The organism is Pseudomonas sp. Teo4 (assembly GCF_034387475.1).
Lineage (GTDB): Bacteria > Pseudomonadota > Gammaproteobacteria > Pseudomonadales > Pseudomonadaceae > Aquipseudomonas.
The window spans coordinates 38,787-51,170 of sequence record NZ_JAXCIL010000001.1; the positions used below are offsets into that span (position 1 = coordinate 38,787).

Genomic DNA, 12,384 nt, shown 5'->3' on the forward strand with positions numbered 1-12,384 from the left:
CGCTTTTCGGTGACCTTGTCGTGCACATGGTTGTTGGCCAGATTCTCTGCTGCTGCCATCTCTATTCCTCCTGACGCGTCAGGTTCTGGTTGTCACGCTGATCTGTAGCGACAGCGGCGGCCAGCGCCGCGAGCTCGGTCACCAGCGCTTCGGTACGCCCGTAAAACTTCCCGGCATCCTCGTTCACGAAGCGCTCGAGCACGGTGGCCACGGCCTGCTGGTTGGCCAAACCTCGCAGATCAGCCTCTGGCAAAGCCGCGTCGCTCGAATGGGCATGCACATAGGCGTCTTGTCGGATCAGCAGCATGCGAACCGGGCGGATGCCCTTGTACTTGGTGGCCCAGTTGGTAGTCGGCACGCACCAAGGCAGCATGTGCAGGTACCAGGAGCTGCCGGAGGCGTTCTGCGTGCTGGACCAGTATTCCGCCTTGGTGAAGGCCTGCGTGGGCCCGCCTTCCCGTTGTATCGTCCAGTACCGGCCCCAGTCATCCAACTGCAGCAGATTTGCCCGCATAACCTGCAGTTGCTCGATGCTCGGCAGGTACCACCCACGCTGTCCGCGGATGGTCATGCCCAGCACCTTGTTCGCGATCGCGCTGCCGGCCTCGGCCATGGCCAGGGTGTTGGCATAGCCGTCGAAGCGCGATTGCGCGCCCCGGACGGTGATCCGGGCGCCAGGCTGGTCCTGCCACTGCGCCTGGCTCTCGAACTCGCGCCCGGAGTCGATGACGGCGTGCTCGGCACCGTCGAAGAACAGGCGCCCGGCGTAGAAGCCGCCGCCCAGGGGCTGGCCAATAGCGGGTAGGGCGGCAGGGTTGATTGCGCGGTGTTTGATCATGGATTCTCTCGGAAGTGGTCGGCCAGTACGCGGCGCCCGTCCAGGCCGCAAGCGGCGGACAGGTCGAGGACCTGTCCGAAGGTGGTTTCTCGCTGTTGCAGGGCATCCCACAGCAGCAGGAGAAGGCCTGTTTGGCTCATGGCTCCTGCCCCCGAAGCTTTTCCGTCTGCTGCACCTGGTCACGATCAAGGAGCCTATCGATCCGGGCGAGAAGCATGTCCCGATACTCGACGTTGGTCAGGTCGTCGTTGATGTAGGCGATCGCCTCCCGAAGCAGCACGTCGGCCTCCTGCAGCTGGGCCTCATGCTCAGTCAGCTTGGCTTGCAGATCGCCCTCGCTGGCGCCGGCGATTACTGCCAGACCACTGCCGATTGAGACATGGGCGCCGAGTTTGGTGAAGTGCATGACCTGCCCCAGGCCGCCACCTTCAGGTGCGCGCAGCACCAAAGTGATTTTTTCAGGCTGCGTCATTGGCTTGCTCCTGACCTTGGGCTTCACGCTCTTCCTGTTCCTCCACCAACAGCTGGCGCCACTCGGCTTCGGTGCGGTTCCCGTACAGTTCGTCCTGCGCCGCTACCGGCTCAACTGCTAGCTCCGGCCGTGGCAAGCCAGCTGCCTTGCGCTCGGCAATTTCCTTGCGGTCGACGGCTACGCCTTGCGGCGCCTCAATGCCCAGGCGAACCTGGCTCCCTTTGACGCCCAGCACGACTAAGGTGATGTTGTTGGCGATCTTGATGGCTTCGCCTGTCTTACGGGTGAGGATCAACATGCTCAAACTCCTTTTTCAGGCAAGCCGGTGGCCCGCCGCGGTTGTTGGCTTTCGCAAAAATTAGGGAAGGATCAGGTCAGGCTATAAGTGTTACGCAATCGCCAGTGCGCACTCGGCGCGTCGCGTGGCAACACGGGTTTCAATTTTTCGCTCGCCGCCGTTACCGCCGCGGCGAATGCGCATTGCTTGGTCGTCTCCTAGCATTCCGTGGACGGCCATCAACAGGGCCAGGGCGGTTGTTGCCGGGCTAATGATCTGGCGCTTGAATGCCTCAATAACCAGGCCGCGCATGGTCTTGGCACCAAGCTTGAGGCGAGCGTCTTCAATGCGCTTTTCTACGGTCTTGGGGCTGATGCCCATCAGGCGCGCAATTTCTTTTTGGGTCAGATCGTTTGCTGCATGGAGAGTCGCCTCAAGCTCGCGCGGAGCAAGTCCCATGCCGAGAAAACCGGTCCAGCCGCTAGCAGTGATGGTTTGTGTGGTCATGCTGGCTTGCTCCATGCAGTGAGTTGGCGAATTAAAATTACCAAAGGCAATTTATCGTGTAAATGCCTTTGGTAATATTTTTTCGATGAGGCGCAAAAAAACCGCTCGTAAGCGGTTTCAGCTTGTCTTTACGACTTGTTCACCTTGCGCTTCCTCCCCTCCAAGCTATCTGGCCGATAATTGGAAGCCCATCGGCAGCCCCGCTACTAAGCGTCTCATCGGGGTACCTCTGCTTATCCAGATTGTCAGACCTCAGCGCCCAGCCGCCAGAAATCATCTGGAAGGCCCTCCGGATGCTGGTTTTACCATCAGGGCGCCTGATCAAAAAAATCTTCCCATCTTCAAGAGCTTTCTTGGATGTGTCGATCATGACCACGTCCTCATGGGTGATATGAGGAGCCATGCTGTCGTCTACAGCGTACAAGATCCGGAGGTTTGGGTAATGTAGGCCCGCGTCCCTAAGCCAACCGCGCCGAAACAACATTCCCTCAGTAAGGCCCACGTGCTCATCATTCACCCCAGGAACAAATGAGTTGTCGTCCAAGAACTGGGGGATGAGCACATACTGCTCGTGAGGAATCGCATCCAAGACTTTGGCGCTGCGAGACCAGGTTGCTTTAAAGGACTCCGCAGTTACCTGCATGGCCGCAAAGGACTCAATCACCTCCGCAAGGCGAGGGCTGAAATCCCACACGGATACCCCAAGAATCTTGGCAAAGGCTGCGGCGACTGAGGCGTTGAGTGGGTTCACGCCGTTCAGATAATGGCTAACAGAGCTCTGGTTAATACCCAAGAGGTGCGCAAGCTTCTCCTGAGTGAGCTTCAGCTCCTTTTTTTTGCCATCGAAGATCGCCTTGAGTCTTTGGCACTCTTCCTTTCGATCGGAGGGTAGGGGCTTTTTCATCGTCCAATAATATTCCCGATAGTAATACCATTCAAATGCCATAGGTATTGCAAGTAATAAATGCCAAAGGTACTATCTCGGCAAAGTACCAGCTGGAGGTAGACCATGACCATGGTCCCCCTGAAAGATTTCGCTAAGGGTCACGGGCAGCCACATGCAGCATCCCTTCTGGGCATGACGCAAGGCGCTTTGAGTAAGGCTATCCGGATTGGGCGTACGGTCTACGTTGCGCAACAAACCGACGGTTCCTTTGCTGCCATTGAGTTGCGCTCGTTTCCCTCTCGGCAGGATCGGGAGGCTACCTGTGGTCCTACCCTGAATGAAACGATACGCCAGTTGGCTTTGTCCGTGGAGACGGGCAAACCCTCTGTTCATCCGAACAGTACCGGGGGCGCCGAGTGAGCTCGGGTGTGTGGCCACAGAAAGATTTCGCATGCGAAATCTTTCTGTGGCTGACGGGCGTTCCTTGAACCCGATTAAAAGCCCAGACCGGTAGGAATGAAAAATAGTTCGCTACAGGGCAGGTAAGACCCGGGATTTGGTGCAGTACCTATCCACTATTAGGGGTAAGAGCAGACGGCCCTCCATAGGCCCTCGAATTCTGAGTACTGTCGATTCCCTGGACTACACCACAAGCGCATCTTGCGCTTTCGAAGGAGTGTGATATGCGCGCGCAAATTTCTATTCCGCCGACCCGCCCAGGGTAGGCCTAAGCACTCCAGGACACTGGGGTTGCATATCTGAGTTTTGTGCAATGGTGGACTAAAAAACACCGGGCACAAAAAAGCCCAGCCTTAGCTGAGCCTTTAAGTCGCTACCAGTTCGCACCTGGTGGCTTGGGTACCACTTTGTCTTCAGATAGGACAAAACGATGAAAGCAGAAAATACCACCGCGCCCTGGCCGGCGCAACTGCCACCTCTCAATCAGATGGAGTTTGGCCAGCCCAACATGGGCGATCCAGATCTGTTCCGCATCAATGCGAACGTCCCTATGCTGGAAGGCCTCAAGTACGCAGCAGATGTAAGTGAAGGCCTCCGCCAGCTCACTGAGCGACTAGCTTTCTGCGTCAACTACGGCGAAGGCGTCTACCTGAATGAGCTGCGCGCACTGAGCTTGTTGGCTGATATCGCAACGACGATCACTCGTAGCGCTCAATACGCTATCCAGAGCGGTGAGGTACAGCCATGACTGCCTCCCCATCTGTTGCAGATTTGGCGGCCGAGGCCGAGTTCCAGCTCATGGCCGCCAAAGACAACCTGGTATGGCTGAGTTCTCTGGTGCGCGCCGTTCATTTGAGCCATATCCATGACCGCGGCCTTCATGCAGATGGGCTGGCGAGCCTGGCTAAGTACCTCGACGATACCGGTTTCTCTGGCGTAGACAGTGAAATTGAGCGCTTCAGGCAGATCCATAAAGACCACTCCGCGCCACAAAAGCCAACCTCCCGAAATCGTGGCGCGGGAGGTGCTGTATGAACCTGGTCAGCATCCATAACACTCAGCTACCCGTCGTCGAATACCGTGGCCAGCGCGTCGTCACTCTGGCGATGATCGATCAGGTGCATGAGCGACCTGAGGGTACGGCCCGCCGGAACTTCAACGAGCATCGGGACCGGTTTGGCCTCGGGCGCCATTTCTTCGAGGTGACTGCGGACGATATTCGTACGCAGTCGATTGCACAGGCGTTCGCTCCAAGGACTTCCAAAGGTGTCCTGATGACCGAGCGTGGCTACCTCATGCTGGTGAAGGCCTTCACCGACGATCTGGCATGGGAGGTCCAGGAGCAACTGGTGGAACAGTACTTCAGGCCCGCACCTGCTTTGTGTCCTGCGCTCCCCACCGACTACATCACCGCCCTTGAGCACCTGCTGGCCTCGAAGCGTTCGGAGCAGCTGGCGCTGGAGCAGCGTGACCAAGCGATTGCCACCAAGGCGGAGATCGGCAGCCGGCGAGAAGCCACGGCCATGGCCACCGCATCAGCCGCTGTACGCAAGGTCATGCACTTGGAGAGCGAACTTGGCAGGGGCTGTCAGCACGCCACTGTGACGGCGGTGGAGAAGGCCGCCCGCCGAAGCTTCGGTAACCAGGGCTTCCGCCCGCTCAAGAACTGGTGCGACAGCCATGGGGTATCCGCCCCAAAAGTCCAAGACCTTCGATTCGGCTGGGTTCGCTCCTGGCCGGCTGCCGCCTGGGCAGCCGTTTACCAAATTGACTTGGCCGAACTGTTCGGCGCTGCTGGAGAACAACCATGCTGAAACTGAACGCTGCGAAAGTCCGCAAGATGGTAGAGATCTGCGAGAAGCCTGGGGTTTCCGAGAAGGTGAAGTTCATCTTGATCCAGCACGTAGCTCGCAATGCCGGCCAACACCGCAAGGAGATTTGGGCCGAGCGCCGTACGTTCAGTCGTCAGGCCGGGATCTTCGAAGTCGAAATGCCCGGCGCCCCGATGCAGATCGCAGAGCTCAAACAGCGAGCTAATGACCATCGTCGGGAAGAGCTTGATCAGGTCGAGGGGCTCCTGGCCGGCATTGGAAACATGCTGCTGCATGACCGCGGCGAGGCCTTCGAAAAGATCGGCCTTGGCGCGCTGCTTGATCTGCTTGGCGTCAACCCTGTTCATCGCCATGGCTTGGATATCAGTGATTTGGATCGCGGCCTAGCAGATCTGATTTACGTCGAGCGCCTGGAAAACAGCGCAGATCGGAGCTCAGACCGTTGGGGGGAGGGCGGCCCACTGTTCGAGGCTTGCTTTGCCGCAGTATCCAATTGGCTGAGGACGGCACCCAAGGAAGACCTGCCTAATTTGTTCGGCCCGGGCTCGCCCTTCGCCGACGCCAAGCTTGTTCAGATTAACCCGTTGACGGATAGCACCGGTCCCTCATCGGAGACCCTCCAATGACAACGACCTCGAACCCAGTCCAGGCGCTCCCGCGGCGCACTGGCGCAACGATCATCAATGGGCCCTGGCCAACCTACACCCAGTTCAAGGGACTGCCAGAGCGCGAGCGCTGGACGATCTACGAACTGGCGAAGGCTGGTCGGCGGGCTATGGAAGACAATGGCTTCGAGATGTCCGAGAGCTACGACGCCTTTGTGCGTCGCGTGACAGAGGAGCTTGAGCTGTGAGCACACAACGCAAGTTCCAGGGCGTGTGGATTCCGGCCTCTTTGTGGCTGGACCACTCGCTGTCTACAAACGAGAAGGTGATGCTGGTGGAGATCGGCAGCCTCGAGGATGACGTGCGCGGCTGCTTCGCCACTAACGCCCACTTCGCTGACTTCTTCGGCCTGTCGGTATCCCGCGTGTCCGAGATCATCAGCGGGCTGGCAGAGCGAGGCTTGATAACCATCGACCAGATCAGGGTCGGCAAGCGTGTTGTCGAGCGCCGGCTTCGCCTTTCGAACCCCTTCGATAAACCGAAGACCCCTTCGGAAAACGCTGTGAACCCCTTCGGAAAAGGCGGTGAACCCCCTTCGGAAAACACGAAGGGGAGTAATACATCTATGAGTAATACAAAGAGGGTTAAAGACTTACCCGTATCAGGCAGCGAAGTGGACGCCGCATTCGAGCAATTCTGGAAGCTATATCCCAAGAAGAAGAGCCGCAAAGACGCCTTCAAGGCCTGGAGCAAAATCAACCCCGACGCAGACCTGCAGGCCGTCATGACCGCGGCCCTAGCCAAGCACTGTATATCCCCCGACTGGACCAAGCAGGGCGGACAGTTCGTCCCGAACGCCGCCACCTGGCTCAACGGCGAGCGCTGGCACGACGTTCTGCAGCCGGCTGGCGCCACTGTTCAAGGCGGAGCCTTCAACAACCTCCCGCACCACACCGATGACATGTACCAGGAGAGCCACGATGGCCGTTCGAATTTCTGATCTGTTCCACCGTCGCCCCTTCATGCGCATCTTCTCTGGCGAGTGCGCCGTGCATGGCCTGGTCGACATGAGCGAAGTCGAGCAACTGGACGGATCGATGATGGCGCGTGGCTGCAAGCGCTGCGCCTGGGAGGCCATGCACACGGCTCCACGCGATTCGGAAGCGCACATCCTGGCCAATGCCCAGCACAAGGCCGAGAAGACCATGGCTGCGCTGATCGGCGCCGGTATCACGCCGCGATTCGCCGAAGCCACCTTCGACAATTATCGCGCTGAGAGCGACCCGCAGCGCAAGGCTCTGGCCAAGTGCTGGGCGTATGCCGACCAGTTCCCGGCCAACTTTCGGGCCGGCCGGTGCCTGCTGTTGACCGGCAATGTCGGTTGCGGCAAGACGCACCTGGGCAGCGCTATCGTCCGCACGGTGGTGGCTGACCGCGGCGAGGCGCTGATCATCCCAGCCGGGGACATCGTGAGTATTGCTCGTGCATCGATGGCGCCTGGCTCCGGCTACAACGACCACGACGTGGTGGTGCACCTCGCCGGCTTGGACTTGCTGGTGATCGACGAGATCGGTTGCCAGAAGGGCAGCGAGTACGAGCTGGGGCTGCTGCACAGCATCATCGATCGCCGGTACCAGGCCGTGCGACCGACAGTGCTGATCTCGAACTTGGCCCCCGAGGGACTGCAAAGCTACATCGGCGCCCGTGCACTGGACCGCCTGCGGCAGAACGGAGGCCAGCAGGTTGGCTTCACCTGGTCCTCGATGAGGGCCGTGGCATGAGGGAGCTATTCAGTGATGAAGCCGAACATGGCGTTCTCGGCGCAGTCCTGCAGGCCGGCCTGCAGCACAACGCAGGCTTGGTCGAGGACATTCTCGGCCAGATGACCTCCGGTGACTTCTACCGCCACGACAACGCCGCCCTGTTCGAAGCGATGTCGGAGTGCCGCGACCGGAACATGCCCATTGATCCGGTGACTGTCGGGACGGTCCGGCGCACCCTGCCCAGCGGCGACTTGGTGATCGCCTATGCGGCCGAACTGGCCAGCAAGGTGCCCTCAGTGGCGAACTGGAAGGCCTACGCCAAGCACGTTAAGGAGTGGGGGGTGATCCGGCACATCATCGATATCGGTGGCCAGGCGCAGGCGATGGTGCAGGATGGCGCACCTACCGATGCCGTGATCGCGGCATCGCAACAGGCCATGGCCGACCTGCGCGACCTGGACGGTGAGACCAAGACCTTCAAGCGGCTTGACCAGTGGATGGGCGATGCTGCTGACCTGGTGGACGAAAAGCACCGCGGGGTCGCGCCCAAGTGGCCGGCCACCGGGCTCGACAAGCTGGACGAGCTGGCCCAAGGCGTCCGCCCGAAGAAGGTGACGGTGATCGCCGGCCTGCCGGGCAGCGGCAAGACTACGCTGGCCCTGCAAATCGCCCAGCACAACGCCGTCAAGGAGCGTAAGCCCTGGCTGGTGTTCTCCATCGAGATGCCGGGTGAGGAGTTGGGGCTGCGCGCCATCGCCTCCTTGGGCGGTGTTTCGCTGCAGAAGCTGGATAACCCGTCGAAGATGGCCGAAGACGATTGGGCTCGGATGGGAGCGGCCGTCGCCCAGGCCCTGGAAGCGCCCCTGTTCGTCTGCGACGACCCTGTGCAAACCCCGGCGACCATCCGTGCCACGGCGCGACAGTGCCAGCGCGAGCATGGCCTGGCCGGGATCGTGGTCGACTACCTAACCCTCGTGCGCGGCGATCGCGCCGGGCGCAGCCGCAGCGAGGAAGTGGGCAAGATCAGCAAGGCCCTGCTGCAGCTGGCCAAAGAAATGGCCATCCCGGTCATTGAGCTGGCGCAGTTGAACCGCGAATCAACCAAACGAGTCGGCAAGAAGCCCCAGTCCAGCGACCTGCGCGACTCCGGCGAGATTGAGGCTGACGCAAGCTGCATCCTCATGGTTCACCGCGACATGGACACCGAGGAGGGGCAGAACGGCCTGACCGAGATCCTGATGACCAAGTGCCGGCACGCCCGCGTGGGCAGTTGCATCGTCCAGCAGGAAGGTCAGTATGGGCGGTTCGCCAACTTCGCTGGCTCGCTGCCCAGTGACGACGAGGTCGAGGCCGGCCGCGGCAGCTACGCCCAGCGGTACAAGGGGGGCGGCCTGTGATCGAGCCAATCAAGCTGGCGCCCTGTCCGTTCTGCGAAGGGCCGCCCTGTATCACGGCCAAGGATGAAGCCGGTACCGAGATTTTCGAGGGTCACACCTTTGATCCCGCTGACGAATTCCCGACGATCTCGGCGCACGTCTGGTGCCACGACTGCGGCGCGCAGGGGCCGAACATCGACACGCTGACCCTGGGCACGTTCGAGCACCTGTATGACCTGCAGGTGGTGGATGTGATGCGGATCGCCGTGGAGAGCTGGAACAACCGCCACGCGAAGGCCCGTGCCTGCTATGACGCCGGCGACCAGAAGGGGCTGACCCTGTGGCCAAGGAAGGTGCGCGATCAACAATCCAAGATAGGAGTTGGCCATGAGTAACGTCACTGCGGCTCTGCCGCGCAAAAGTCTGACCGCCGTTGAATGCAAGTTCCTCAAGGTAGGCAATCGTGTGCTGCTGGAGCAGAACAACGGCCGCATCGCTTCAGCGGCCCTGATGGACATCGTGGCTGACTGGCACGCCGCGCGCGCCAACGTGGGTTTCGAGCAGTTCGCCAAGGGCTGGATCACCGAAGGCAACGCCAAGAACAAACACGCCGACAAGCTGCTGCGCGAGCTATTCGGCCTGGACGCTGACCCAACGCCCCGGAGGGCTGCATGAAGAAACGGACCTACGTAGACAAGGCGCTGGGCGATACCGAGTACATGCTCGAGCAGTGGGGTTGGTGGCGAATGTGCGAGATGGGCGTGCCCCGCTACGTGTCGCCGCTCTACGCACTCATGCGTGACAACATTCCCAGTGAAGGTGGCGGCCGCCAGCATGTGATCACCGACGACCTGGCGCTGGTCATTGATGGCGCCGTAGCCAGGCTGACAAAACGCAACCAGCAGATGGGAGACTTCGTGTGGGCCTACTACGGATCTAAGCATCCAGCCATGCGAGTCGGAAGGGAAGCGGGCATGTCCGAGCGAAAGGCGCGGGAGATCATCAAAGCTGGCGTTGCATGGATCGACTGCGCGCTCGAAGAAATTCGAGAGGCGGCGTAAATAGTTCTATGCGGGCGGATAAACACCTGTTTTCATAGCAGCGTGTCCAGCTTGCAACGCAACGAGACATCTAGGCCCAGTCATTTTCAGTAATGGCTGGGCTTTTTATTGCTCAACGTTTGGCGAGTGCGATATAGGTAAGGCTTCGACCACGGAAGAGGCCGCTAGATGAAAACCGATCCTACCAACGATGAATTGATCCAAGAGTTGCGTGATGACTTATCTGATCCTGTGCTGCTCCACGGTTCGTGGCACGGCAGAGGAGTCGACGATACTCTTCAGCATTTGGTGCACCTCGCGAACGAAGGTGGGGTGGAGATGGGTATTACTTTGATGGTCGGCGGGGCGCTGGTTTCAGGTTATCTGATCTCCAGCGAGACATATTTCCAGCGTGTAATCGACAGTGTTGTTGAGGTTTCAGCACCTGGCGAAAACCCCGGAGTGGATGCTGTAGCGAAGCTTTTGGCGGAAAGAACTCCTCCCAGCGGAGGACCAATCGCCTCTCAGTTCATCCATATGCGCGACGCCCGGTTCTATAACGGCAGGAACGATCCATTGCCAACCAACGGGACACTCTGGAGAGGAAAAATCGCTTCGGTTGACGGCTTCTCGATTGGGCGCCTAGGTAGCAGCTAGTGACTGGGGGCAAGAATCATTCATAAATGGCCTCGGCATGCCGGGGCTTTTTGCTTTACGGACCCCTTCGGATACCATCTTGCTGCGCAGTCAGCGCTGACGAGGAAACTATGGAAAGAAGCCCCGATTTGCTTGCATCAATACTTCACTACTGCGTTACTGCCACTTCGGAGTGGCGTTTAAGTCTTTCGGTAGCTGAGTTGTATAACGACTTGTCGGTAGACAAGCAGCAGGAGTGGCCAGCCTACGTAATCGAAGGTCATGTGTATCTGCTAGCTGATGCCGGTTACCTTGAGACGAAGGGCAATACCAGCCACATTGTTCGAGTCACCTGGAACGGTTATGAGTATCTGGACGGCATCCTCAAGAAGAAGCTCATCCGAGATAATCCTTTTTTGGCTAAATGCTAAATTTCTGCACCTTCCCCGCCTCAAGCGGGGTTTTCGTTTAAGCGGATGACGTGCCCAGGCTGCTGGGCTAAGTTGGTAGCGGCGTCGATCAAAGCCGTGCGCTCCCGGCTTGGCTCCGCGATGAGAGCCTGGGGTACGTGACCCAGCGATCTAGACCAGCAAGCCGGAAAGCACCAGCCCTCCGCATCCTATTCCAAGCCTCGGCATTTGCCGGGGCTTTTTCGTTTTCGGCTCCACCACACCCATCGCTCCGAGCTGGGAGTGCTGCTTGGGGCCGAACCTATTGCGCTCCCCAAGAGGGAGGAACCGAGATGCCAAACATGCCCGAGAAGGATCCTGGCCTGTGGGCCGCTGTGCTTGCCTGGGTGTTAGCGCACCAACCCCAGCTGTACACCGGCGGCATCGCTGCTGCCGTGGCCATGTGTCGTGTCATCTACGGCGGCGGTCGCGGCCGCAAGATCGTCCTTGAGGGCACCATCTGCGGCTTGATCGCCATCAGCTTGCTGCCAGTGCTGGAGTACTTCGCGCTGCCGCCAAACCTCTCTGTCTTCGCTGGCTGTCTGGTCGGCTTCATAGGGGTAGAGAAGCTGCGTGAGTACTCCGACCGGTTCATGAGCAAGAAGGTGGAAGGCTGATGGCCTGCAGCGGATGCGCCCGTCGGCGCGAATGGATCAACAAATGGACAAAGGTGGCTTATGAGCGAGCGCGCAGTCTCGTTGCTCGAACAGATTCTGGCCGAGCAGAAGAAGCAGACCAGCCTGCTGGAGCAGATCGCAACCCAGAACCTGGCGCTGATCGAAGCCCTGGCGGATGAAGGTGGTGTCGATCCTGATGCCTCGCCACAGACTTACCTGAGTGGTGCGCCATGCCGATGAGGCCTCAGCGCCCGTGCAGGGCATCAGGGTGCAGAACACTGCACCGCAACGGCAATGGCTACTGCGATGGTCATGCCGACCTGGCTGCCGAGCAGGCCAAGGCTTGGGCGACCCGCAAGGGATCAGGCCGTGGTGGTCGGCCATGGCGGCGCAAGCGTGAACGAATCCTCAAGCGCGACCAGTACCTTTGTCGGTGTGACGACTGTGCCCAGCATGGCCGAATCCGAGAGGCGCACGAGGTGGACCACATCGTGGCCCTGGCTCACGGCGGCACTGACGACGATGACAACCTTCGGGCGATCAACCGCGAGTGCCACAAGGCGAAGACACAGCGGGAGTCGAAAACGGTCAAAAAATGACCGAAAACGACGCAAATGAGACGAAATC

At 59.6% G+C, this 12,384-nt stretch carries 23 protein-coding genes; 17 read left to right on the forward strand and 6 right to left on the reverse strand.

The genetic code is table 11. The annotated features are described in order from the left end of the window. Positions 1 to 61: 61 nt before the first annotated feature. The 6 genes from PspTeo4_RS00195 to PspTeo4_RS00220 form a co-directional block, all read right to left on the reverse strand. Entirely contained in the window at positions 62 to 838 is a 777-nt protein-coding gene (locus PspTeo4_RS00195) for a hypothetical protein (RefSeq protein ID WP_322361823.1), read from the reverse strand. Next, the gene (locus tag PspTeo4_RS00200) at positions 835 to 978 is read right to left on the reverse strand and encodes a hypothetical protein (protein ID WP_322361824.1); all 144 of its coding nucleotides are present in this window, start codon (positions 976 to 978) and stop codon (positions 835 to 837) included. Before PspTeo4_RS00200 ends, PspTeo4_RS00195 begins: the two co-directional genes overlap by 4 nt. Continuing rightward, a complete protein-coding gene (locus tag PspTeo4_RS00205) occupies positions 975 to 1,310 on the reverse strand; it encodes a hypothetical protein (RefSeq protein WP_322361825.1) in 336 nt (111 codons plus the stop codon). The genes PspTeo4_RS00200 and PspTeo4_RS00205 overlap by 4 nt, the downstream gene beginning before the upstream one ends. Further along, a complete protein-coding gene (locus PspTeo4_RS29715; RefSeq protein WP_416196889.1) occupies positions 1,297 to 1,608 on the reverse strand; it encodes a carbon storage regulator in 312 nt (103 codons plus the stop codon). The genes PspTeo4_RS00205 and PspTeo4_RS29715 overlap by 14 nt, the downstream gene beginning before the upstream one ends. A 90-nt stretch (positions 1,609 to 1,698) precedes the next feature. Continuing rightward, entirely contained in the window at positions 1,699 to 2,094 is a 396-nt protein-coding gene (locus PspTeo4_RS00215) for a response regulator transcription factor (protein ID WP_322361826.1), read from the reverse strand. Between the two features lie 139 nt (positions 2,095 to 2,233). Beyond that, positions 2,234 to 2,998 carry a LexA family transcriptional regulator gene (locus PspTeo4_RS00220; protein ID WP_322361827.1) on the reverse strand — a complete coding sequence of 255 codons (765 nt, stop codon included), beginning with the start codon at positions 2,996 to 2,998 and terminating at the stop codon, positions 2,234 to 2,236. A gap of 111 nt (positions 2,999 to 3,109) precedes the next feature. On the opposite strand from PspTeo4_RS00220, the gene PspTeo4_RS00225 reads away from it, so the two are divergent. The 17 genes from PspTeo4_RS00225 (at position 3,110) to PspTeo4_RS00305 (ending at position 12,356) form a co-directional block, all read left to right on the forward strand. Then, positions 3,110 to 3,400, forward strand: a complete 291-nt coding sequence (locus PspTeo4_RS00225) for a Cro/CI family transcriptional regulator (RefSeq protein ID WP_322364774.1) — start codon at positions 3,110 to 3,112, stop codon at positions 3,398 to 3,400. Between the two features lie 469 nt (positions 3,401 to 3,869). Further along, a complete protein-coding gene (locus tag PspTeo4_RS00230) occupies positions 3,870 to 4,187 on the forward strand; it encodes a hypothetical protein (RefSeq protein ID WP_322361829.1) in 318 nt (105 codons plus the stop codon). Continuing rightward, positions 4,184 to 4,474, forward strand: coding sequence for a hypothetical protein (locus PspTeo4_RS00235; protein WP_322361831.1), 291 nt, complete (start codon positions 4,184 to 4,186; stop codon positions 4,472 to 4,474). The genes PspTeo4_RS00230 and PspTeo4_RS00235 overlap by 4 nt, the downstream gene beginning before the upstream one ends. Continuing rightward, the gene (locus tag PspTeo4_RS00240; RefSeq protein WP_322361832.1) at positions 4,471 to 5,253 is read left to right on the forward strand and encodes an ORF6N domain-containing protein; all 783 of its coding nucleotides are present in this window, start codon (positions 4,471 to 4,473) and stop codon (positions 5,251 to 5,253) included. The genes PspTeo4_RS00235 and PspTeo4_RS00240 overlap by 4 nt, the downstream gene beginning before the upstream one ends. Beyond that, on the forward strand, positions 5,247 to 5,897 hold the full coding sequence (locus PspTeo4_RS00245; protein WP_322361833.1) for a hypothetical protein: 651 nt from the start codon (positions 5,247 to 5,249) through the stop codon (positions 5,895 to 5,897). Before PspTeo4_RS00240 ends, PspTeo4_RS00245 begins: the two co-directional genes overlap by 7 nt. After that, positions 5,894 to 6,124: a hypothetical protein gene (locus tag PspTeo4_RS00250; RefSeq protein WP_322361834.1), complete on the forward strand. Its 231-nt coding sequence runs from the start codon at positions 5,894 to 5,896 to the stop codon at positions 6,122 to 6,124. Before PspTeo4_RS00245 ends, PspTeo4_RS00250 begins: the two co-directional genes overlap by 4 nt. After that, the gene (locus PspTeo4_RS00255; RefSeq protein WP_322361835.1) at positions 6,121 to 6,876 is read left to right on the forward strand and encodes a helix-turn-helix domain-containing protein; all 756 of its coding nucleotides are present in this window, start codon (positions 6,121 to 6,123) and stop codon (positions 6,874 to 6,876) included. The genes PspTeo4_RS00250 and PspTeo4_RS00255 overlap by 4 nt, the downstream gene beginning before the upstream one ends. Further along, complete coding sequence (locus tag PspTeo4_RS00260) at positions 6,857 to 7,657, forward strand: ATP-binding protein (RefSeq protein ID WP_322361836.1); 801 nt, start codon at positions 6,857 to 6,859, stop codon at positions 7,655 to 7,657. Before PspTeo4_RS00255 ends, PspTeo4_RS00260 begins: the two co-directional genes overlap by 20 nt. After that, positions 7,654 to 9,036, forward strand: a complete 1,383-nt coding sequence (locus PspTeo4_RS00265) for a replicative DNA helicase (protein ID WP_322361837.1) — start codon at positions 7,654 to 7,656, stop codon at positions 9,034 to 9,036. Before PspTeo4_RS00260 ends, PspTeo4_RS00265 begins: the two co-directional genes overlap by 4 nt. Beyond that, positions 9,033 to 9,410 (forward strand): Lar family restriction alleviation protein, encoded by a 378-nt coding sequence (locus PspTeo4_RS00270; RefSeq protein ID WP_322361838.1) that lies wholly within the window; start codon positions 9,033 to 9,035, stop codon positions 9,408 to 9,410. Before PspTeo4_RS00265 ends, PspTeo4_RS00270 begins: the two co-directional genes overlap by 4 nt. Then, entirely contained in the window at positions 9,403 to 9,690 is a 288-nt protein-coding gene (locus tag PspTeo4_RS00275) for a hypothetical protein (RefSeq protein ID WP_322361839.1), read from the forward strand. Before PspTeo4_RS00270 ends, PspTeo4_RS00275 begins: the two co-directional genes overlap by 8 nt. Then, on the forward strand, positions 9,687 to 10,076 hold the full coding sequence (locus PspTeo4_RS00280; RefSeq protein WP_322361840.1) for an antiterminator Q family protein: 390 nt from the start codon (positions 9,687 to 9,689) through the stop codon (positions 10,074 to 10,076). Before PspTeo4_RS00275 ends, PspTeo4_RS00280 begins: the two co-directional genes overlap by 4 nt. A gap of 168 nt (positions 10,077 to 10,244) precedes the next feature. Beyond that, positions 10,245 to 10,712, forward strand: a complete 468-nt coding sequence (gene gvpU, locus PspTeo4_RS00285; RefSeq protein WP_322361841.1) for a gas vesicle accessory protein GvpU — start codon at positions 10,245 to 10,247, stop codon at positions 10,710 to 10,712. A 110-nt stretch (positions 10,713 to 10,822) separates the two neighbouring features. After that, positions 10,823 to 11,122 carry a hypothetical protein gene (locus PspTeo4_RS00290; RefSeq protein WP_322361842.1) on the forward strand — a complete coding sequence of 100 codons (300 nt, stop codon included), beginning with the start codon at positions 10,823 to 10,825 and terminating at the stop codon, positions 11,120 to 11,122. A gap of 311 nt (positions 11,123 to 11,433) precedes the next feature. Continuing rightward, the gene (locus tag PspTeo4_RS00295; RefSeq protein WP_322361843.1) at positions 11,434 to 11,757 is read left to right on the forward strand and encodes a phage holin, lambda family; all 324 of its coding nucleotides are present in this window, start codon (positions 11,434 to 11,436) and stop codon (positions 11,755 to 11,757) included. Between the two features lie 60 nt (positions 11,758 to 11,817). Then, positions 11,818 to 11,997 carry a hypothetical protein gene (locus PspTeo4_RS00300; RefSeq protein WP_322361844.1) on the forward strand — a complete coding sequence of 60 codons (180 nt, stop codon included), beginning with the start codon at positions 11,818 to 11,820 and terminating at the stop codon, positions 11,995 to 11,997. Further along, on the forward strand, positions 11,988 to 12,356 hold the full coding sequence (locus PspTeo4_RS00305) for an HNH endonuclease (RefSeq protein WP_322361845.1): 369 nt from the start codon (positions 11,988 to 11,990) through the stop codon (positions 12,354 to 12,356). Before PspTeo4_RS00300 ends, PspTeo4_RS00305 begins: the two co-directional genes overlap by 10 nt. The last annotated feature ends 28 nt before the right edge of the window (positions 12,357 to 12,384 follow it).

What these genes read in the sequence shown, in the direction of transcription:
- PspTeo4_RS00195 (WP_322361823.1), bottom strand. Translation starts at nt 838, where the DNA reads ATGATCAAACACCGCGCAATCAACCCTGCCGCCCTACCCGCTATTGGC.
- PspTeo4_RS00245 (WP_322361833.1), top strand. Translation starts at nt 5,247, where the DNA reads ATGCTGAAACTGAACGCTGCGAAAGTCCGCAAGATGGTAGAGATCTGC.
- PspTeo4_RS29715 (WP_416196889.1), bottom strand. Translation starts at nt 1,608, where the DNA reads ATGTTGATCCTCACCCGTAAGACAGGCGAAGCCATCAAGATCGCCAAC.
- PspTeo4_RS00205 (WP_322361825.1), bottom strand. Translation starts at nt 1,310, where the DNA reads ATGACGCAGCCTGAAAAAATCACTTTGGTGCTGCGCGCACCTGAAGGT.
- PspTeo4_RS00200 (WP_322361824.1), bottom strand. Translation starts at nt 978, where the DNA reads ATGAGCCAAACAGGCCTTCTCCTGCTGCTGTGGGATGCCCTGCAACAG.
- PspTeo4_RS00305 (WP_322361845.1), top strand. Translation starts at nt 11,988, where the DNA reads ATGCCGATGAGGCCTCAGCGCCCGTGCAGGGCATCAGGGTGCAGAACA.
- PspTeo4_RS00230 (WP_322361829.1), top strand. Translation starts at nt 3,870, where the DNA reads ATGAAAGCAGAAAATACCACCGCGCCCTGGCCGGCGCAACTGCCACCT.
- PspTeo4_RS00235 (WP_322361831.1), top strand. Translation starts at nt 4,184, where the DNA reads ATGACTGCCTCCCCATCTGTTGCAGATTTGGCGGCCGAGGCCGAGTTC.
- PspTeo4_RS00275 (WP_322361839.1), top strand. Translation starts at nt 9,403, where the DNA reads ATGAGTAACGTCACTGCGGCTCTGCCGCGCAAAAGTCTGACCGCCGTT.
- PspTeo4_RS00300 (WP_322361844.1), top strand. Translation starts at nt 11,818, where the DNA reads ATGAGCGAGCGCGCAGTCTCGTTGCTCGAACAGATTCTGGCCGAGCAG.
- PspTeo4_RS00265 (WP_322361837.1), top strand. Translation starts at nt 7,654, where the DNA reads ATGAGGGAGCTATTCAGTGATGAAGCCGAACATGGCGTTCTCGGCGCA.
- PspTeo4_RS00250 (WP_322361834.1), top strand. Translation starts at nt 5,894, where the DNA reads ATGACAACGACCTCGAACCCAGTCCAGGCGCTCCCGCGGCGCACTGGC.
- gvpU (WP_322361841.1), top strand. Translation starts at nt 10,245, where the DNA reads ATGAAAACCGATCCTACCAACGATGAATTGATCCAAGAGTTGCGTGAT.
- PspTeo4_RS00220 (WP_322361827.1), bottom strand. Translation starts at nt 2,998, where the DNA reads ATGAAAAAGCCCCTACCCTCCGATCGAAAGGAAGAGTGCCAAAGACTC.
- PspTeo4_RS00290 (WP_322361842.1), top strand. Translation starts at nt 10,823, where the DNA reads ATGGAAAGAAGCCCCGATTTGCTTGCATCAATACTTCACTACTGCGTT.
- PspTeo4_RS00295 (WP_322361843.1), top strand. Translation starts at nt 11,434, where the DNA reads ATGCCAAACATGCCCGAGAAGGATCCTGGCCTGTGGGCCGCTGTGCTT.
- PspTeo4_RS00215 (WP_322361826.1), bottom strand. Translation starts at nt 2,094, where the DNA reads ATGACCACACAAACCATCACTGCTAGCGGCTGGACCGGTTTTCTCGGC.
- PspTeo4_RS00280 (WP_322361840.1), top strand. Translation starts at nt 9,687, where the DNA reads ATGAAGAAACGGACCTACGTAGACAAGGCGCTGGGCGATACCGAGTAC.
- PspTeo4_RS00225 (WP_322364774.1), top strand. Translation starts at nt 3,110, where the DNA reads ATGGTCCCCCTGAAAGATTTCGCTAAGGGTCACGGGCAGCCACATGCA.
- PspTeo4_RS00260 (WP_322361836.1), top strand. Translation starts at nt 6,857, where the DNA reads ATGGCCGTTCGAATTTCTGATCTGTTCCACCGTCGCCCCTTCATGCGC.
- PspTeo4_RS00240 (WP_322361832.1), top strand. Translation starts at nt 4,471, where the DNA reads ATGAACCTGGTCAGCATCCATAACACTCAGCTACCCGTCGTCGAATAC.